Origin of the sequence: Shouchella lonarensis (assembly GCF_900096965.1) — a bacterium.
In the GTDB taxonomy this organism is placed as follows: Bacteria; Bacillota; Bacilli; order Bacillales; family Bacillaceae_D; genus Shouchella; species Shouchella lonarensis.
Window position 1 is genome coordinate 132784 of the sequence record NZ_FMYM01000008.1, and the last position, 20069, is coordinate 152852.

A 20069-nucleotide genomic window follows, 5' to 3' on the forward strand; every position below is an offset into this window, starting at 1 on the left:
GCATATTTGGCGGACGAATCGCTACTATTTTCCTCCCACTCTGAGTAAGAATATTCTTTTACATGTTCTTACTGTATAAACGAGCTCACAAATGGCTAAGCTAGAGAGTAGTTTTTGATTTTTGAGTCTCGGGACGAGTGGAGGATATAAAAAATGAAAAAATTGTTTGTAAGTTTGCTTGTACTTATGTTGTTCATCACGAATGCAGGTAGTGCAGTGTATGCAGAAAAAGAAAATCCAGCATCAAATGTTTCATTGGCAGAGGAGTCAGCTGCGGCCATTGTAATAGAGCGAGACACAGGGAAGATATTGTTTGAAAAGGAAAGTCATAAACAATTGCCTCCAGCTAGTATGACAAAAATTATGACGATGTTGCTGATTATGGAACAGATTGATGAAGGTTCATTAAAATACGAAGACCAAGTGCGCGTAAGTGAGAAGGCAGCATCAATGGGTGGTTCACAAGTATTTTTAGAGCCCGGAGAAGAAATGACGGTTGATGACATGTTAAAAGCGATTGCCGTTGCATCTGGTAATGATGCATCTGTAGCGATGGCAGAACACATTGGTGGTACAGAAGAAGAGTTTGTAAAAATGATGAATGAGAAGGCGAAACAATTAGGTTTAAAGGATACAAAGTTTCAAAACACAAACGGCTTACCAGTGGCAGATCATTATACGTCGGCACATGATTTAGCGGTCATGTCAAAAGAGCTGTTAAAGTATGAAAATATAACGGCTTACACTGGAATTTATGAAGACTATTTACGTAAAGGGACGGACAAAGAGTTTTGGCTCGTAAATACGAACAAATTGGTTCGGTTTTATCCTGGTGTAGATGGTTTGAAAACGGGTTTCACAAAAGAAGCAAAATATGGATTGACGGCAACAGCGGAGAAAGGTGGCATGCGTGTCATTGCTGTTGTGATGGGCGCTCCAACATCAAAAGAACGTAACAGTCAGGTCACAAGTATGCTTGACTATGCATTCAATCAATATATGACTAAACCACTTCAAGAGCAAGGTGATGTCATGGGAGAAGTGCCTGTTGTCAAAGGTGTGGAGGAAACTGTTCGTGCGGTCACACCTGATAAAGTATCTGTACTGCTGAAAAAAGGAACGGATACTGCAGATACAGAAGTGAAAGTTGAAATGGCAGAAGCGTTACAGGCGCCAGTGAAGAAAGGTGATGTTGTCGGTCATTTACTTGTCCAAAAAAACGGACAAACATTATCTAAAACACAATTGGTGGCTGAAACCGATGTAGCTGATGCTTCGTGGTGGACGTTGTTCAAAAGAATGATGTCAACATTTGCGGGGAATTGACCTGAAGGAAAGTATTCATGTTTTTTTACACTAGTTTTGTCGTGTGCAAGGGTTCCTCGTTGCGTAAATAGAATAGAGATATAGACAACGTGTGTGGGAGGTGCTTGGAAATGAGTTTGAACATTCATTTGGAGCAAAAGGAAGATGTGTTACTTGTACGTCTGCAAGGAGAATTAGACCATCACTTTGCAAAAGAACTCCGTGTAAAAATGGAGGAGAAAATGTTTCATACAAAGCATGTCGTACTAAATTTAGCAGAGCTCTCTTTTATGGATAGCTCGGGATTAGGTGTGATTCTTGGTCGTTACAAGCAGCTGCAGGCAAACGGAGGAGAAATGGTTGTTTGTGCGATTTCACCAGCAGTTAAACGTTTGTTTGAGATGTCAGGTTTATTTAAGATCATTGGTACGGAAGAGAATGAAGCATTTGCTTTGCAAAAGTTGGGGGTGGCGTAAATGAGAAACAAGATGGAACTTTCATTTTCGGCTTTAAGTGAAAATGAAGCGTTTGCCCGAATCACAGTCAGTGCTTTCTTAGCACAATTGGATCCGACAATGGATGAATTAACGGAAGTGAAGACCGTTGTCTCTGAGGCAGTGACAAATGCGATTATTCATGGTTACGAGAATAACCCTGAAGGTCAAGTCCACATTTCAGCAACGATTTCTGACCGTGCGCTCTCATTGATTGTCCGTGATGAAGGTGTCGGTATTCATGATATTGAAGAAGCACGACAACCACTCTATACATCTAAGCCGGAGTTAGAGCGTTCCGGCATGGGTTTCACGATTATGGAAAACTTTTGTCAAGAAATACATGTGTCTTCCGAACCATTAATCGGTACAACAGTGTACTTAAAAAAACAATTGGCCCCTACAAATGCGGTCTGTAGGTAGGGGGATAAGCGATGAGTGCCGAAGTCAAACCAAGCGGGAAGCGAGAGGCGCCGTTATCCGACCCTGAAGTGAAACGTTTAATTGCAGCAAGCCAGGCTGGTGACAATCTGGCGCGTGATAAAATTGTGCAACGCAATACACGTCTTGTTTGGTCTGTTGTGCAGCGTTTCATGAATCGTGGTTATGAAGCAGAGGATTTGTTTCAAATTGGCTGTATTGGTTTAATCAAATCCGTTGATAAGTTCGATTTGTCATACGACGTGAAGTTTTCTACTTATGCTGTTCCAATGATCATTGGGGAAATCCAACGTTTTCTTCGTGATGATGGCACAGTGAAAGTGAGTCGCTCAATTAAGGAATTGAGCAATAAAATTCGCAAAGCAAAAGACGAGCTGACAAAGAAGCTTTGTCGTACGCCGACAGTGAATGAGCTCGCAACACACCTTGGTGTGACTGTGGAAGAAGTAGTGTTTGCTGGAGATGCAAATCGAACACTTTCGTCCATTCATGACACCGTGTATGAAAATGATGGGGATCCAATTACGTTACTTGATCAAATTGCAGATCATTCTGAAGGGCGGTGGTTTGATAAAATTGCACTAAAAGAAGCGATTTGTCATTTGGAAGAACGTGAGCGCCTCATTGTATATTTACGTTATTACAAAGATCAAACGCAATGTGAGGTAGCTGAGCGATTAGGAATTTCACAAGTGCAAGTGTCTCGATTGGAAAAGAAGATACTTGGCAATATGCGTGAGAATATGGCTGAATAACGAGACAGAAGGCAGGCGCTTGTTCGAGGAAACGAGCGCTTGCCTTCATTTTTCTTGAAGTTTGCGCTAGGGGTATTTGTCTAGGTGGGGAAAGGGGGGAAATACACGTAATAAAAATAGGTGGTAATCTGTTCACAAGCGTTGCCCGTGAATATGTTGTCATTCTACGAAGGATAAAAACCGCCTAACTCATTTACGGTATGCTTTCATTATAACGATCTGTAATTGATAAGGTCAAGTTTTTTTAACTTTAAGCTAAAAAGTAGGGTTAACTTACTTGTACCATGTCTTTCTATTGGAGGTCTCACCTTATTACTTAGGTGTAGGCTTTTTTTTATGTATGAACGCATTGTTTTTAGTCATACTACGAGTAGATCAATATAGGGAGCGTGCTTTTACTTTGAAACCCTTTTGATGAAAGGATTTTAAACATGGATCGTGTGACACGGAAGAGTGTGTATCGAGAAAATATCTCATTGTATCGTGGAAAAAAACAAGTGGTCAAACACGGCTTGCTCGCTTTTATATCAGGAGGAATGCTTTGCGTCTTAGGACAATTAGTTGCTAGTGGTTATCACTATTTTTTTTCGGTGAGCACCGAGCGCGCTACAAGTTATATGCTCGTGTCATTTATTGGTCTGGCAGCATTGGCGACAGGTCTCGGTGTATATCGTAAGTGGGCACAGACTTTTGGCGCCGGTTTACTCGTACCTATTGTTGGGTTTGTGAATGCAATGGCGAGTGCAGCGATAGAACATAAATCTGAAGGTTTTTTTATCGGGATAGGTCCGCAGTTGTTTCGTCTTGTAGGTCCTATTATTGTTGCTGGGATTGCATGTGCTTATGTGCTAAGCTTTGCACGGTTGCTCATTAAGGTATTTATTCAATAATGGGGCGTGTGGCGTGACGAATTGGAGGGAGTGCTTGCATGGGGCGGTATCGTAAGAAGACACTCATATTTCAAGAACCGATCTATGTTCAATCGAGTGGCACGTCGGTAGGTCCTAGGGAAGGCAGTGGACCACTTGCGGGATCGTTTGATGAAGTATTTTCTAGTTTATATTGCGGGGAAAAAAATTGGGAGGCGGCTGAAAAACAATTATTAAGAACAGCAATTGATCATTGTTTAACAAAGGGGCAAATCACTCGTGGTGATGTAGACCTGTTGATCGCGGGAGACTTATCAAATCAAATGATGAGCGCTAGTATGGTCGCGTGCGATTTGCAAATCCCTTATGCTGGTGTGTACTCGGCTGGAGCGACTTTAGTGGAATCTATGGTGATGGCTGCGTTATGGATCAATGGTGGTTTTGCGGATCACATTGTCGCAGCAACAAGCAGTCATTACGGTGTAGCCGAAAAGCAATGGCTTTATCCGACTGAATTTGCTATGCAGAAACCATTATATGCGCAGACAATAGTAACGGGTTCCGGCGCTATTTTGCTTGGCAGAAAACGAACAGAAGTAAAAGTGACCGAAGCTTCGCTAGGGATAGTTTATGATTTTGGTGTAAATGATCCGTTTCATTTAGGTGCGGTATTGGCTCCTGCAGTAGCAGAAACAACATTGTGGCACTTAGAAAAAACGAAGCAGGCGTTGACTGATTTTGATCTGATTGTGACAGGAGATCTTGGTGCAGTAGGGACGGAAATTTACCGAAAAATTTTAAGAGAAAAAGGTTTATTACTAAGCGACACGCATATGGATTGTGGGGTCATGATGTATTGTACAAAACAACATCCCTATGCAGGTGGCAGTGGTGCGGGTTGTGCGGCGACGGTTGTATGTGGTCATTTACTCGACATGTTAAAGAGGGGCAAGAAGAAGCGTATGCTTGTTGTGACAGGGGGCGTTTTTCTCAATACGACATTCATTGGTCAAAAACAATCGATCCCAACCATTGCACATGCAATTGTATTGGAGAGGGAGGAATAATGGTGGAATATATTTGGGCATTTTTAGTGGGTGGAGCCATTTGTTTTGTTGGACAAATGTTGCTTGATATAGGAAAGTTATCACCGGTCCAAGTATTGGTTACACTAATGATATTTGGAATGATGTTAGATGGTTTTCATCTATATGACTTCCTTATTTCTGTGGCAGGAGCGGGTGCCACATTACCAATTACTGGCTTAGGTCATTCGCTTGTGCATGGCGCTATGAATGCGGGGAATAATGGTCTCTTCTCTATTAGTGATGGTTTATTTGATATGGCGGCTGTGACGTTTGTTTTTTCTATTTTATTTAGTGTCACTGTCGCCCTTTTGTTTCGACCGCACGGGGGTGTATAAATGCGCCAAGTTATTTTCGTTACAGATGGCGACTTATCAGCAAAAGGTGTATTAGAATGGCTCGCTCCACAGATGGACTGCTACTGCATTTGTGCTTCCTCTGGTAATCCATCAACGATTGATGAACAGCAATTGCTTAAAGCCATTCAAGAGGCACCTGACGTGCCAATTCTTGTCATGTTTGATGATTGTGGTTGTTTAAATGAAGGGCCAGGAGAGAGAAACATGCGTTTCCTTGCAAATCATCCTGATATTCAAGTGTTAGGTGCACTGGCTGTGGCGGCACAAACGCATGCGTGGGAGTGGACACATGTGGATGTATCGGTCGATCGCTTTGGGCATTTAACAGCATATGGCGTGGATAAAGAAGGATTAGCTGATCTAGAGGTTGGACGAATAAACGGTGATACAGTTTCGGTGTTGGATGATTTGCAATTGCCGATTGTCGTTGGGATTGGTGATATTGGGAAAATGGCTCGATTTGATGATGTTGGGCGTGGTGCGCCAGTTACACGTCAAGCAATTTTACTTATTTTGGAAAGGAGTGGTTTAAATGCCGAAGGAGGTAAAGAAAAAAATGTTCAGTACAAGCCTGACAGAAAATGAAGAGGTACTTAAAAAGCGCCTTGGCATTGGCAAATCATTTGATGTTGGTGTACGAAAATTAACGTTATTTCAGTGTGACATCGCAATTTACTTTGTTAATGGACTTGTAGATGATCAATCCGTTACCCAAATTTTAAGAGAGCTTATGAGCATCAGTGCTGAAGCAAACTCACGCCGTACCGATCATGTAAAAGAGGTCATCAAAAATTATTTTGCGCATGTCCAAGTTGAAGAAGTTGAATCGATGGATGAATGTATTACACAGGTGTTGTCGGGGCTCATCTTTGTTGTCATTGACGGGGAATCGCAAGCACTTGTTGCTGATGTACGTTCTTATCCTGGTCGTGGTCCAGAAGAACCTGATACAGAGCGTGTGGTTCGAGGTGCGCGTGATGGTTATACGGAGAATATTATTTTAAATACTGGTTTAACACGTCGCCGTATTCGTGATGAGCGTTTACGTCAAGAAATCATTCGCGTTGGAACCCGTTCGAAAACAGATGTGTGCATTACGTACATAGAGGGGATTGCCAACCCAGAATTAGTAGCGAAACTGAAAAAAGAGTTAAAAGCAATCCATATCGATGGCATTACAATGGCTGACAAGGTGATTGAAGAATACATTGTGAAGCAAGGCGTGAATCCGTTCCCGCTTGTACGTTATACAGAACGACCTGATGTGGCTGCAACGCATGTATTTGAAGGTCATGTATTAATCATGGTCGATACGTCTCCATCTGTCATCATTACACCGGTAACATTATTTCATCACATTCAACATGCAGAAGAGTATCGTCAATCAGCAGCCGTCGGTACATTTCTTCGTTGGATGCGGTTCATTGGCATCTTGTTTTCCTTGTTCATTGTCCCTTTTTGGTTGCTACTGGCGATGAATCAAGACTTACTGCCTGCAGCACTGGACTTTATTGGCGTAAATGAAGAGAAGAACATTCCACTTGCGGTACAAATTGTTTTTGCAGAGATGGGTATTGAGTTACTACGAATGGCAGCCATTCATACGCCATCCCCATTGGCGACAGCACTCGGTTTAATCGCCGCAATGTTAATTGGCGATATGGCAATAGAAGTTGGTTATTTTACGCCAGAAGTGATCTTGTATGTGGCGCTTGGTGCAATGGGCATGTTCGCTACGCCAAGCTATGAACTCGGGGTTGCGTTGCGAATTATACGGTATGTCATGATTATATCTGTTGTTTTCTTTGGTGTCTTAGGGTTGGTGTTGTCGGTGTTCATGCTGTTTATGACACTTGTGATGACGCGTCCTCTAAACCGGCCGTATATGTGGCCGTTTCTACCGTTTGATCCTCCAGCGCTTGCGCAAATATTATTCCGTACAACGGTGCCGTCTGTGCGTTGGCGTCCAAGCATTGTGCACCCTCGTGATAAAGTACGGCAAATGCCCACAAACGAATAAAATGGAGATTTAGACGCATTTTGTTTGAGAATGGATCGGTTGTTCATGTACAATAGGTAAGCGTAAGTACACGCAATTCTAGTGGAGAAGAGAGGTTTTTTTATGAAAAAAGGGAGTATTGAACTTGAAAACGGAGAAAAAATGGTGATCGAGTTTTATGAAGATGCAGCACCAGGCACCGTAAAGAATTTTGCGGACTTAGCAAATAAGGGATTCTACAATGGTTTAACTTTTCATCGTGTGATTCCTGGTTTTGTTGCCCAAGGGGGTTGTCCGACTGGTAATGGTACTGGAGGAAGTGGCACAACAATTAAATGTGAAACGACAGGCAATCCACATAAACATGTTGCTGGCGCACTTTCAATGGCTCATGCAGGAAAAGACACAGGTTCATCGCAGTTTTTCCTTGTGCACGAACCACAACCACATTTGGATGGGGTGCATACAGTGTTTGGTCAAGTCGTGGAAGGAATCGATCACATTTATCGTATTAAGCCAGGCGATGTCATGCAGGAAGTAAAAGTTTGGGAAGAGTAATTTTTTGGGCCGTATCCATCTAGGATGCGGTCTTTGTTTAGTAGACAGGCGCGGCAATCATAGTGAGTGATCACGTCGAGGGTGTTTGGAGCCGCGCCTTTAAAAGGTGCGGGATTTTTTAAATATACAACCATGATATGCGTAGAAAAGGACAAGTCGTGGTGTCGAGGGAAGATTTATGATGTAGCTTCCTTTTTTGATACAAGGTTTTCTTTATGCATATCTTTCAGTAAACGGATTTGGATGTCATGTTCGTAATATTTTTCGAGAAAAAGTTGATGCCCAGCAAGTAGCTCTTTTGAATTTTTTTCAAGTTGATCAAGCCGTTTTTCCGTGTGAAGACGAAACATGCGCATCTCTGTCCGAAAGTCATTTAAGTTCGTTTCAAGCCCTTGTACGGTTGTTTCAAGACCGTGCACCTTCGTTTCAAGCCCTTGTACGGTTGTTTCAAGACCGTGCATCTTCGTTTCAAGACTTTGTACGGTCGTTTCAAGACCGTGCATCTTCGTTTCAAGCCCTTGTACGGTTGTTTCAAGACCGTGCACCTTCGTTTCAAGCCCTTGTACGGTTGTTCCAAGACCGTGCATCTTCGTTTCAAGCCCTTGTACGGTCGTTTCAAGGCGATACATCTGCGTGCCAATTTCCTCTACACGTGTGTATAAGCCTGCTGTTAAATTACTTAATTCTTTGAGTGCTTGCATAATTTGTGACTCGCTCATCATGACCCTCCTTTCTAGAATGAGTTCATTGTAACATAAAAAGGAGAGCCAACAGTAGCAAAACGTTGTTGGTCTCCCCCAATTTTTTAATCACTTTCCGGTAGAAGCCCCCTCTATCACCCCGAAGTTTTTGTGTTATTTTTTATTCGATTTACTATTTGGGAATCCTGCTAAAGATCGCGCGTATTGAAAAGGTGTGCGAATGACTTTACGGAAAAGTGCTTCTTCTTCAAGGATAGAAAAGCTTTTATAAGCGTAACGTTTGTTCATTTCTAATAGCCATACGTGTTGATTGTGGTCAATAATAAAGTCGATGGCGATATCTGCAAAGCAGCCATGTTCATCAAGATGTTTACAGGCATTTTTGCAAATAGCAATAATCTCTTGTTCCAATCGTGCGGTATCGTTGGAATTAAAAAGTATTTTCAATGCTTCTTTTCCATGTAGTAAATAGTCTAGGTTGCGCAAATTTGTTGTAATGCTACCTGGTTTTGAAAAGCGTGCAATCATGCCGGAGCATGTCCATCTCTCAGTATGATCTTTTTGCATGTACACACGAAAATCAATGTTTCTTGAATCGTGCGAAACGGGGACGCCTTGTTGTATTAGATACTTCTTTTTCTTTTTCATTACTTTTTTAATTACGGGGTGTTTAGCAAGTGTATCTGTATGTGTGATGGTGTTACTGTCGTCTGTAATTTGAAAGGACCCTTTCTTCTTCTTCACTTCAATAATACCAGCTCCTTGTGAACCGTGTTTAGGTTTTAAATAGACAGACGGGTACATTTCTAACATTTCTATGATGCTATCTAATGCGTGGATTTGCTGTGTATGTGGTAGGTGGTTTTTAATGGTTTTATGAGGGGCTAGCCATTGCCACATGTCCCATTTATCAAAAAAAGTTGAGTTGAATAAACGTCCACCTAATGTTTCGTAAAGGTCATTGTTAACCTCTGTAGGAATAGGAACCCTTTTAAAAATAACATCGGGATAAGAAAATGTACCTTCTTTCCATGAAGCCTCCGTTTGATGAGACCCCGGATAGAAATAGTAACCTGTAATTTTCTTATCGTCCATATCAATGTGGGAAGGTGTGCTAAGTAAAATAAGTCCATTAAATGGTGTGGTATTTTCTATTCTCTCTCTTAGTGCATCTAAGTCTCTCAACATTCTTTTAGAAACTAAATACAAAATGACAGGTCCCACATGTACATGGTTCTCTTTCAGGTAAATATCGTAGTTTAAGTCGTCTGGAATAAAAAGATCACGAATGATGTTGATTGAAAGGCCAAACGTATTTTCAGGGAGTTCCTCTTTATAGCGGACCTCTAACTCTCGTTGCCAATGTCCAAAATGAAATGTCACTTTCCTTGATAACGTGGCTGAGTTCTTGTATGCAACCGGGAAATAGAGACAATTTAATTCTTGTGTAATCATCCATTTGACATACAATGTAAACACCTCCTGTAGTATATTGGTATTATATGTAAAATATTCTGTTTAGTTCGGGCGCGTATAAAGGTTTTGGCAAAAAAGGGCTGTGAAAAGATGCCTAAATTTATACAAAATGCGACGGTAATTAGAAGATTTGTTTTGTAATGTTTATTTGGATCAACATTGCCGATTATCTCTAACTATGGTACATTGAAAGAGGGTGAAGTTTCAGTCCCCTTCCAACGAAAAAGCAAGTGTATACAGAAAGGTAATATTTGTAAGCGCTTTACTCGATGGGTGTATTTCACAAAAAAAGCAAATGGAGGGATCATATTGACTGTCGAACAAACGTATTCTCCAGGGTTAAATGGCGTAATTGCAACAGAAACAAAGTTGTCGTTTCTTGATACAGAAAATGGAGAGATCGTCATTGGTGGTTATGACTTGATTCAACTATCAAAAACACATGGGTATTTGGATATTGTACACTTGCTTTTGAAAGGAACTTTGCCAACGGATGTGGAACGGGATGAGCTAGCGAAGAAATTAAGTACATCTTATACAGTACCTGAGACTGTATTAAATGTATTAAAGCAATTACCGAAAGCAACCCATCCAATGGATGCGTTGCGGACAGGGATTTCAGTGTTAGCTGGATTTGACCGTGAATTAGAGGACCGCAGTGAGCATGTGAATACGGCGCGTGCGTATGATTTATTGGCAAAGTTACCGACGATCGTCGCTAGCAGTTATCGTGTACTTGTCGGTGATGAGGTGTTAGCACCAAAATCGTCTTTATCTTATAGCGCCAATTTCTTGTATATGATTACAGGGAAAGAACCGACACCACTTGAAGAACGTGTATTTGATCAGTCACTTCTCTTATATTCTGAGCATGAAATGCCTAATTCAACGTTTACTGCTCGCGTCATTGCTTCAACGTTATCCGATATGTATGGCGCATTAACGGGTGCGGTTGCGTCGCTCAAAGGACATTTGCATGGTGGTGCCAATGAAGCAGTCATGTACATGTTATTGGAAGCGGATACACCGGAAGAATTTGAGGCACTTTTGCGGAGTAAGCTGGCACAAAAAGAAAAAGTGATGGGCTTTGGTCATCGCGTTTATATGAAGAAAATGGATCCTCGTGCGCTCATTATGAAAGAGGCTTTGACTGAGCTATCTGAAAAAGCCGGTGACGATCGTTTGCTTCGTATGTGCGTGGCAGGTGAGCAAGTGATGGCAAAAGAAAAAGGTATTTATCCAAATTTGGATTATTACGCAGCACCTGTATATTATATGCTCGGCATTCCGATTGGCTTGTACACACCGATTTTCTTTGCTTCACGAACAGTCGGTTTGAGCGCGCACGTGATGGAGCAGCATAACGACAATAAATTGTTCCGTCCACGGGTGAAGTATACAGGACCACGGCATCACTCGATTTCATAATTAAACTGAAAAAACGGAGGCACACATCAATGACAACACAAACAGATACAGTAAAAACAGACCGGTTGTTAGAAGAAATTGCAGATTATGTATTAACAAAAGAGATTACGAGTGAAGAGGCGCTTCAGACTGCGGCTCACGTGCTTGTTGATACGCTTGGATGTGGCGTGCTCGCATTACGTTACCCAGAGTGCGTGAAAATGCTTGGACCGGTTGTACCAGGCACTGTTGTCCCAAGTGGCGTGAAAGTACCAGGGACGTCCCACGTATTAGATCCAATTCGCGGGGCATATAATATCGGCACAATGGTGCGTTGGCTTGATTATAACGATACGTGGTTAGCAGCAGAATGGGGCCATCCATCTGATAATCTTGGTGGTATTTTAGCTGTTGCAGATTATTTGAGCCGAAAAAACATTGCAGAAGGAAAAGCGCCGCTCACAGTACGCGACATTCTCATTGCCATGGTGAAAGCACATGAAATTCAAGGGGTACTCGCGCTTGATAATAGTTTTAACCGCGTTGGGCTTGATCACGTATTGCTTGTGAAAGTGGCGACGACAGCGGTGACGTGCGGCATGCTTGGCGGGACACGCGAAGAAATTATTAATGCGGTTTCTCACGCTTGGATTGACAATGCAGCACTGCGGACGTATCGTCATGCACCAAATACAGGTTCACGGAAGTCATGGGCGGCTGGTGATGCAACGAGTCGTGGTGTCTTTTTGGCAATGACAGCTCTGACTGGAGAGATGGGCTATAAAACAGCACTATCTGCACCGGGTTGGGGTTTCCAAGATGTGTTATTCAAGAAGCAAGAAGTGACACTTGCCCGCGATCTAGATGCGTATGTGATGGAAAACATTTTGTTCAAAGTGTCGTTCCCAGCTGAGTTCCATGCACAAACAGCAGCAGAGTGTGCGGTGCGCTTACATCCATCAGTCGTTGATCGCTTAGATGACATTGATCGGATTGAGATTGTGACGCATGAATCGGCAATTCGTATCATTGATAAAAAAGGACCTCTTCATAATCCAGCTGACCGTGACCATTGCCTGCAATACATTACGGCGATTGGCTTGTTAAAAGGTGATATTGTTGCGGATGATTATGAAGATGAAACTGCGCGTGATCCGCGGATTGATCGTTTGCGTGATTTAATGGTTGTGACGGAAAGCAAGCAATACACTGAGGACTACTTAGATCCGAACAAGCGCTCAATCGCTAACGCGGTACAAGTATTCTTTAAAGACGGTTCTTCAACAGACAAAATTGCGATTGAGTACCCACTTGGTCATCGTTTCCGCCGTGATGAGGCAGTACCATTTATTCAAGAAAAGTTTGAAGCGAACATCCACACGCATTATGCATCGAAACAAGCGACAGCGATTCTTTCAGCGTGTAAAGATCCAGATGTGCTCGGCAAGATGAGTGCAACTGATTTTGTCGACTTATTCGCGCTGTAGGAGGAGAATATTATGCCATGGATTGTTGATCAATGGGCAACACAAAAAGAATTGGCTGATTCCTTCCGGCAGCAAATGAAAGCACCCACAATTTTGCAAATGCCCGGTGCGCACGATGCAATGGCGGGTTTAATGGCAAAAAAAGCTGGCTTTACAAGTTTATATTTATCTGGGGCTGCATATACCGCAAGCCTCGGATTACCTGACCTTGGCATCGTTCAGTCAAATGAAGTCGCTGCCCGAGCAAAGGAAATTGTACGGGCGACCAATTTGCCGCTGCTTGTTGATATTGATACCGGCTTTGGCGGTGTACTCAGTGTGGCAAGGACAGCAGTGGAAATGGTTGAAGCGCATGTTGCGGCTGTGCAAATGGAAGACCAAGACTTACCGAAGAAATGCGGGCATTTAAACGGAAAGAAGCTCGTGTCAACGGAGGAAATGGAACAAAAAATTTCCGTTTTAAAAAAAGCAGCCCCGTCTCTCGTGCTTGTCGCGCGAACAGATGCGCGTAGTGTGGAAGGGTTAGATGCAGCAATTGCCCGGGCAAAAGCGTATGTCGCGGCCGGTGCCGATGCCATTTTCCCAGAAGCATTACAAGGTGAGGCGGAATTCCGTGCCTTTGCCAATGCAATTGACGTGCCGATTTTGGCTAATATGACGGAATTTGGCAAGACGCCGTATTATACAGCGGAGTCTTTCCAGCAAATGGGTTGTGCTATGGTCATTTATCCGGTGACGTCGCTGCGGGTTGCCGCCAAAGCTTATGAGCGTGTGTTCCAAGCGATTCGCGAGGACGGGACACAAGAAGGTTGTTTAGAAGATATGCAAAAGCGCAGCGAGTTGTATGAGACAATCGCGTATGATCAATTTGAGGCACTCGATCAATCAGTCGCAAAAACGGTGTTATTAAAAGACCAATAAATAGGAGTAGCCTACGTTTTTGCGTAGGCTACTTGCTCACAGAAAGGTGTTGTCTATGAAAATCGGGTTTATCGGACTCGGGAATATGGGCTTACCGATGTCAAAAAATTTACTAGCTTCACAGTATGAGGTTGTAGGTTTGGATTTGAATAAAGAATCATGTGAGCGCTTTCAATATGCGGGTGGAGAAATTGCGCAGTCACTGGTGGAGATGACGGCATGTTGTGGGTTAATCTTTACAAGTTTGCCATCATCAGAAGCGGCAAAACAAGTGTATTTGGCTCGTGATGGATTGCTTTCGTCATGTCCAGCCGATGTTATTTTGGTTGATACGAGCACAATTGCACCAAGCTTGGAAGTGGAAATTGGCACAAAAGCAGAAGAGAAAGGGCTGTCTTTTTTAGCTGCTCCAGTTAGTGGCGGGGTAATTGGTGCTGAAAAGAGGACGTTGACGTTTATGGTCGGTGGAGCGGAAGAGACACTTGAACAAGTACGTCCGCATCTACTCAAACTAGGCAGCCACGTGTTCCACCTAGGGGAACGCTATGATAGTGGCACGAATGCAAAATTGATTAATAATTTGTTAATCGGCTTTTATACTGCTGGTGTCGCTGAGGCACTGACACTGGCGCGGGAAAGTGGCTTGGATTTAGACTTTTTGTTTGATGTGTTAAGTGTTAGCTATGGTCAAAGCCGTATTTATGAGCGTAATTACAAGTCATTTATGGCGAAGGAAAACTATGAACCTGGCTTCACATTGGCGCTATTAAACAAAGACTTACGCTTTGCAATGGACCTTGCAGCATCACACGATTTAAATTTGCCCATCAGTCAGGCGCTTGTCGATTTATATGCAGACGCGGAAGCTTCCGGCTTAGGCGCGAAAGATATGGCCGTCATTTATGAACGTATTGGTGAGCAGTCGATTACTTTCAAAGCAGAAAAGGGGAATGTCACATGAAAGCAGTGAACGTGAGGACAGTACAAAATTGGATTGATGGCGCGTGGGTTGCGTCTGCTTCGACTGAAACGGAGCGCGTCCCAAATCCAGCAACAGATGAAACACTCGTGCACGTGCCGTTATCGACGAAAGAAGAACTTGACGAGGCGGTACGAAGTGCCAAACGGGCGTATGCGACGTGGAAGACGATTCCTGTTCCAGAGCGGACGCGCTACATGTTTTCGTACTTGCACTTGCTAAAAGAAAACCGCGAAGAGCTCGCCCAACTCATTACAAAAGAAAATGGCAAAACAATCAAAGATGCGCGTGGCGAAGTGCAGCGCGGGATTGAATGTGTGGAGCTCGCGACAGCGACGCCCACGCTCATGATGGGAGATGCCCTTCCTGGTATTGCCGGTGGCATTGACGGCGCGATTTGGCGTTATCCACTTGGTGTCGTCGCTGGTATTACGCCGTTTAACTTTCCAATGATGGTACCGCTCTGGATGTTCCCGCTTGCCATTGCCGCTGGAAACACGTTTGTGTTAAAAACATCGGAGCGCACACCGTTACTAGCTGAGCGCTTAGTTGAATTGATGCATGAAACAGGCTTACCAAAAGGTGTCTTAAACATGGTTCACGGTGGCAAAGACGTTGTCAACGGGATCTTAGAACATGACGACATTGAAGCCGTCTCCTTCGTCGGTTCAGAACCCGTCGCCCGTCATGTGTATAAAGTTGGTACGGCGCATGGCAAGCGTGTGCAAGCCCTTGCTGGTGCGAAAAACCATGCCGTTGTCCTTGGTGACTGTGAGCTTGAAAAAACGGTACAAGGTGTGATTGGCGCTGCGTTTGGCTCAAGTGGTGAGCGCTGCATGGCTTGTTCGGTTGTCGCTGTGGAGGAATCGTTTGCGGATGAATTTATTGCAGCATTGATGAAAGAAGCAGAAAAGTTGACGGTTGGTAATGGTATTAATGATGAACACTTCGTTGGCCCGCTTATCCGTCAATCTCATAAAGAACGTGTCCTTTCTTATGTTGAACAAGGGGTAAAAGAAGGGGCAACGTTACTGTTAGATGGGCGTAAAAGTGGTGAGGCAGCGGGCGATGGCTACTATCTTGGGGCGACGGTGTTTGACAATGTCACACCTGATATGACCATTTGGCAAGAGGAACTTTTTGCCCCCGTGCTTAGTATCGTTCGTGTGAAAGATTTAGATGAAGGCATCACACTCACGAATCGTTCTCGCTTTGCCAATGGTGCGGTCATTTATACATCAAGCGGGCAAAGTGTCCAATATTTCCGTAACAACATTGATGCTGGTATGATCGGTGTCAATGTCAATGTGCCAGCGCCGATGGCTTTCTTCTCGTTTGCGGGGAATAAAGCGTCTTTCTTTGGAGATCTAGGCACGAATGGTCGCGATGGGATTCAATTTTACACACGGAAAAAAGTGGTAACGGAACGGTGGTTTAATTAAGGTATACGCAATCACACAAGAAAAACTGGTGCGCTTTTACATAGCATCACCAGTTTTTCGTTATCGCTTCTTTGCAAGTGTGGACAATGATCTTTACAAATCTAAGAGATCAATGGTTGATTTTAGTTTAGAATCAAGCATGATTTCTTTTTTGAAAATCGTATCTAACATTTCTCCAACACTTTCATTGATGGATAGCACTTGTTGGATAGTTGGTGGCGGTCCAGTGACGCCATTTAATGTGCCTAGCACATACTGAATCTTTTCCCCCTCTGCATTAATGATGTGTGCTAACCCCATTTCTTCCATTGCGATGGAAGCAAGAATCAGGTTAATGACTTGATCGCGTGATAATGCAATGTCAGGCGTAAAGTTAGGCATTGTTGGTTGACCCATGAGTATCTCTCCTTTCGCACTAGTATAGAGGGAGGTGGAAAGGGTTGTACATCGTTAGGACGAGGTCTTATGTCCCCCTCTATGATAAAATATGTATGTTTATGCATATGTGTGACAGTTTTTATGGAAATAGGCATCATTATGTTGATATAGACAAGAAAAAATCTATCATCATTTCTTCCGCCCTTAAAGCGAAGTATGCTATAATAGTAGAGCGATTGGGGACGAGAGGGGTGAGGCTATGGCGAAACGTAAGAAGCGAAAAAAGAATGAGTGGAAATCGCAACTTACGTTTGAATTAATCGGGTTAGCGATGCTTGTTGTCTCCATTGTGACATTAGCCCGATTAGGAAGTGTGGGGGAAGCGTTTGTCCGTTTGTTTCGATTTTTTCTTGGAGAATGGTTCGTTTTCTTGGCTTTTTCCTTTTTTTTGTTAGCCGTTTATATGATGTTCAAACGAAAAAAACCGCGCCTTTGGTCTCGTCGAATGGCAGGTGTATACATTATTGTCCTTGCTGGTGCAATGATGACACATGCAGGTCTTTTTCATGTGTTGCAGGCGAATGATGAACTTTCAGATGCATCGGTTGTGCGAACTACATGGGCATTATTTTGGAACGAGATGACGCAACCTACGTCAAATGACTTAGGTGGTGGAATGATCGGTGCAGTTGGTTATGCAGCGAGCCACTTTTTATTTGCTAATGCGGGTACATACTTATTGTGTTTTATTTTACTTATGAGTGGTGCAATTTTAATATCGGGCTACTCTCTTTCTGCGTTGTTTGGCAAGTTATATCGGCGTAGTTATTTGTTTATAACAGACATGTGTAAATCTATTTGGACAGATATACGGACATGGCACGAGCAATCTCGGGAGAAGATGGCAGAGGAAAGAACAGCAAGACAAAAGAGAAAGAAAAAACGTACGGTAACGTCGATCGCATCGGAAAACGAAGCGCTCATAAAAGAGCCAGAAGGAGAGCCAGAAATTGTTGATTTTACAGAATACCCTGCTGTAAAAGTAGACACGGAAGTACACGATCGCAAAAAAGCAGTGCTTGGTGCACATCAACCGGAAGAGTTAACGCGTGAGGCTACATTTTTTACGCAACCATTGCAAGAGATGCAAGAAGAGAATGAAGCGTATGTACTCCCTAGCTTTGACTTGCTTGCCACATTAGACAATCCAGATCAGAAACGAGAAAAACAACAATTAACAGCAAACGCACATAAATTAGAGAAGACATTGGAGAGCTTTGGCGTCAATGCGCGTGTGTCGAAAGTGCACCTAGGACCAGCTGTGACAAAATATGAAGTAAACCCGAGTGTTGGTGTAAAGGTAAGCAAGATTGTCAATTTAGCAGATGACTTAGCGCTCGCACTGGCAGCGAAAGACATTCGAATTGAAGCACCGATTCCAGGAAAACCTGCAATTGGTATTGAAGTGCCGAACCAAGAAGTCGCCCTTGTCTCGTTAAAAGAAGTGTTGCGGGCATCTTCTAAACGACAACATGAGGTTTTGGCTGTGGGATTAGGACGAGACATCTCTGGGGAGCCAGTACTCGCGGCATTGAATGAAATGCCTCATCTACTTGTAGCCGGTGCAACAGGGAGTGGAAAAAGTGTTTGTATGAATGTCATTATTACAAGCATTTTAATGAAAGCGAAGCCTCATGAAGTAAAACTTGTTATGATTGATCCAAAGATGGTTGAGTTAAATGTGTACAATGGCGTTCCTCATCTACTTGCTCCTGTGGTCACGGATCCAAAGCGAGCATCGCAAGCGTTGAAAAAGGTTGTTGCCGAAATGGAGCGACGTTATGACTTGTTTTCGCATACAGGAACGAGGAATATGGAAGGCTATAATGAGTATGTGAGATTAAGTCAACGCAAAGAAGGAGAATTGGTGAAGCATGCCCCTCTTCCGTACATTGTTGTCATTGTTGACGAACTTGCAGATTTGATGATGGTGGCTTCAAGTGATGTTGAAGATGCAATTGCTCGGCTAGCACAAATGGCACGTGCAGCTGGTATTCACATGGTGATTGCAACACAGCGGCCTTCGGTCGATGTTATTACCGGTGTTATTAAAGCGAATATTCCTTCCCGCATTGCATTTGGCGTTTCCTCACAAACAGATGCTCGAACGATATTAGATACAGGTGGAGCCGAAAAACTATTAGGTCGTGGCGATATGCTTTATTTGCCAATGGGTGCGACAAAACCAACACGTGTTCAAGGCGCCTTTCTATCTGATGATGAGGTTGAGCGGGTTGTGGCTCACGTCATTTCTCAACAAAAGGCGCAGTATGCTGAAGAAATGACATCGCCTCTAACAACTTCTGTTGAAAATAAAAAAACAGATGATTTGTTTGAACAAGCTGTGGAACTTGTGACTGATAGTGGTCGTGCGTCGGTGTCGATGTTGCAGCGTCGGTTTCGAATCGGTTATTCAAGAGCTGCGCGTTTAATTGATGAATTAGAGGAAAAAGGGATCATCGGTCCGTATGAGGGAAGTAAACCACGTCAAGTGTACGTGAAAAGGAAAATTGATGAAGAAGAGACATCGTAGTACGGGACTGACAGGATGCAATGTCTATTCTTGTTCAAGTGATGAAAAGAGGAGATGGGTACTGTGATCAAGGGGGATCAGCGGCCGCTTTATTTGCAAGTGATCGACCAGCTAAAGACAGATATTGAGGGGTATGAAGAAGGAGCAAAATTGCCGACCGAATTTGAATGGGCAAAACAATTAGGTGTGAGTCGCGCGACATTGCGAGAGGCACTCCGACTATTAGAAGAAGACGGGCTTGTTATTCGGCGTCATGGTGTCGGGACATTTGTGCATACGAAGCCATTATTTTCAGCGGGAATGGAAGAGTTAGCAAGTGTCACTGACATGATCATAAAAGCAGATATGGAACCGGGCACAATCTTTTTGTCATCTTCCTTAAAGGAGGCAACAAAAGAGGAACAGCAACGCTTCCAATGTGCTGATACGATGAACATTCTACATATCGAACGGGTCCGAACGGCCGATGGTGTACCTATTGTATATTGTTTGGACGTCATCCCAGAAATATTTTTAGCTAATCATTCAATTCATGAAACAAAATCGATTTTTCAATTCCTTGAAGAGACGGGTCGGACGATTCGCTATGCAGTAACCGAGATTGAGCCAATTGGCTATCATGATGAAGTGACACAATTATTAGATTGTCCGCCAGAAACGTCACTTTTGCTATTGAAACAGTTACATTATGATGAGTCAGATGAAGCGATTCTTTATTCTTTAAATTATTTTCGAGCCGACAAATTTAAGTTTCATGTTGTTCGTCGTCGGGAATAGTTTTTGTGATTTGTGAAGTAAAATCTTTTAAGTGTGTTCACAT

20 protein-coding genes are annotated in these 20069 nt (G+C 43.1%); 17 read left to right on the top strand and 3 right to left on the bottom strand.

Features of this window, described 5'->3' with window-relative positions:
• Nucleotides 1-153 precede the first annotated feature (153 nt).
• The 10 genes from BLT29_RS09745 (at nucleotide 154) to BLT29_RS09790 (ending at nucleotide 7865) form a co-directional block, all read left to right on the top strand.
• Entirely contained in the window at nucleotides 154-1326 is a 1173-nt protein-coding gene (locus BLT29_RS09745) for a D-alanyl-D-alanine carboxypeptidase family protein (RefSeq protein ID WP_090776135.1), read from the top strand.
• A 110-nt stretch (nucleotides 1327-1436) separates the two neighbouring features.
• Nucleotides 1437-1781, top strand: coding sequence for an anti-sigma F factor antagonist (spoIIAA, locus tag BLT29_RS09750; protein WP_090776136.1), 345 nt, complete (start codon nucleotides 1437-1439; stop codon nucleotides 1779-1781).
• Entirely contained in the window at nucleotides 1782-2222 is a 441-nt protein-coding gene (spoIIAB, locus tag BLT29_RS09755; RefSeq protein WP_090776137.1) for an anti-sigma F factor, read from the top strand. It abuts the gene before it with no gap.
• 11 nt (nucleotides 2223-2233) lie between these two features.
• Nucleotides 2234-2995, top strand: a complete 762-nt coding sequence (sigF, locus tag BLT29_RS09760; protein WP_090776138.1) for an RNA polymerase sporulation sigma factor SigF — start codon at nucleotides 2234-2236, stop codon at nucleotides 2993-2995.
• Between the two features lie 431 nt (nucleotides 2996-3426).
• The gene (locus BLT29_RS09765; RefSeq protein WP_090776139.1) at nucleotides 3427-3885 is read left to right on the top strand and encodes a SpoVA/SpoVAEb family sporulation membrane protein; all 459 of its coding nucleotides are present in this window, start codon (nucleotides 3427-3429) and stop codon (nucleotides 3883-3885) included.
• A 38-nt stretch (nucleotides 3886-3923) separates the two neighbouring features.
• Complete coding sequence (gene spoVAD / locus BLT29_RS09770) at nucleotides 3924-4931, top strand: stage V sporulation protein AD (protein ID WP_090776140.1); 1008 nt, start codon at nucleotides 3924-3926, stop codon at nucleotides 4929-4931.
• Nucleotides 4932-4933: 2 nt separating this feature from the next.
• Entirely contained in the window at nucleotides 4934-5287 is a 354-nt protein-coding gene (spoVAE, locus tag BLT29_RS09775; protein WP_090776184.1) for a stage V sporulation protein AE, read from the top strand.
• Nucleotides 5288-5893, top strand: coding sequence for a stage V sporulation protein SpoVABEA (gene spoVAEA, locus BLT29_RS09780; protein WP_090776141.1), 606 nt, complete (start codon nucleotides 5288-5290; stop codon nucleotides 5891-5893).
• Nucleotides 5865-7328, top strand: a complete 1464-nt coding sequence (locus BLT29_RS09785; RefSeq protein WP_281241413.1) for a spore germination protein — start codon at nucleotides 5865-5867, stop codon at nucleotides 7326-7328. The genes spoVAEA and BLT29_RS09785 overlap by 29 nt, the downstream gene beginning before the upstream one ends.
• A gap of 102 nt (nucleotides 7329-7430) precedes the next feature.
• The gene (locus BLT29_RS09790) at nucleotides 7431-7865 is read left to right on the top strand and encodes a peptidylprolyl isomerase (protein WP_090776143.1); all 435 of its coding nucleotides are present in this window, start codon (nucleotides 7431-7433) and stop codon (nucleotides 7863-7865) included.
• A 176-nt stretch (nucleotides 7866-8041) separates the two neighbouring features.
• On the opposite strand, the gene BLT29_RS09795 is transcribed toward BLT29_RS09790, so the two are convergent.
• A complete protein-coding gene (locus tag BLT29_RS09795) occupies nucleotides 8042-8584 on the bottom strand; it encodes a hypothetical protein (protein WP_090776144.1) in 543 nt (180 codons plus the stop codon).
• Nucleotides 8585-8719: 135 nt separating this feature from the next.
• Entirely contained in the window at nucleotides 8720-10036 is a 1317-nt protein-coding gene (locus tag BLT29_RS09800; RefSeq protein ID WP_090776145.1) for a YheC/YheD family endospore coat-associated protein, read from the bottom strand.
• A gap of 315 nt (nucleotides 10037-10351) precedes the next feature.
• Between BLT29_RS09800 and mmgD the strand changes: the two genes are divergently transcribed.
• From mmgD to BLT29_RS09825, 5 genes are read left to right on the top strand one after another with little or no spacing between them, the layout of a single operon-like run.
• Complete coding sequence (gene mmgD / locus BLT29_RS09805; RefSeq protein ID WP_090776146.1) at nucleotides 10352-11470, top strand: citrate synthase; 1119 nt, start codon at nucleotides 10352-10354, stop codon at nucleotides 11468-11470.
• Between the two features lie 29 nt (nucleotides 11471-11499).
• Nucleotides 11500-12936: a bifunctional 2-methylcitrate dehydratase/aconitate hydratase gene (locus tag BLT29_RS09810; protein WP_090776147.1), complete on the top strand. Its 1437-nt coding sequence runs from the start codon at nucleotides 11500-11502 to the stop codon at nucleotides 12934-12936.
• Between the two features lie 12 nt (nucleotides 12937-12948).
• Nucleotides 12949-13857 carry a methylisocitrate lyase gene (prpB, locus tag BLT29_RS09815; protein WP_090776148.1) on the top strand — a complete coding sequence of 303 codons (909 nt, stop codon included), beginning with the start codon at nucleotides 12949-12951 and terminating at the stop codon, nucleotides 13855-13857.
• 55 nt (nucleotides 13858-13912) lie between these two features.
• Entirely contained in the window at nucleotides 13913-14818 is a 906-nt protein-coding gene (locus BLT29_RS09820; RefSeq protein WP_090776149.1) for an NAD(P)-dependent oxidoreductase, read from the top strand.
• Nucleotides 14815-16278, top strand: a complete 1464-nt coding sequence (locus BLT29_RS09825) for a CoA-acylating methylmalonate-semialdehyde dehydrogenase (RefSeq protein WP_090776150.1) — start codon at nucleotides 14815-14817, stop codon at nucleotides 16276-16278. Before BLT29_RS09820 ends, BLT29_RS09825 begins: the two co-directional genes overlap by 4 nt.
• A 93-nt stretch (nucleotides 16279-16371) precedes the next feature.
• Here BLT29_RS09825 and BLT29_RS09830 read toward each other — a convergent pair whose 3' ends face one another.
• Nucleotides 16372-16674 carry an alpha-helical endospore appendage domain-containing protein gene (locus tag BLT29_RS09830; protein WP_090776151.1) on the bottom strand — a complete coding sequence of 101 codons (303 nt, stop codon included), beginning with the start codon at nucleotides 16672-16674 and terminating at the stop codon, nucleotides 16372-16374.
• Between the two features lie 241 nt (nucleotides 16675-16915).
• Between BLT29_RS09830 and BLT29_RS09835 the strand changes: the two genes are divergently transcribed.
• Entirely contained in the window at nucleotides 16916-19249 is a 2334-nt protein-coding gene (locus tag BLT29_RS09835; RefSeq protein WP_090776152.1) for an FtsK/SpoIIIE family DNA translocase, read from the top strand.
• 63 nt (nucleotides 19250-19312) lie between these two features.
• The gene (locus BLT29_RS09840) at nucleotides 19313-20026 is read left to right on the top strand and encodes a GntR family transcriptional regulator (protein ID WP_176763884.1); all 714 of its coding nucleotides are present in this window, start codon (nucleotides 19313-19315) and stop codon (nucleotides 20024-20026) included.
• Nucleotides 20027-20069: the final 43 nt, after the last annotated feature.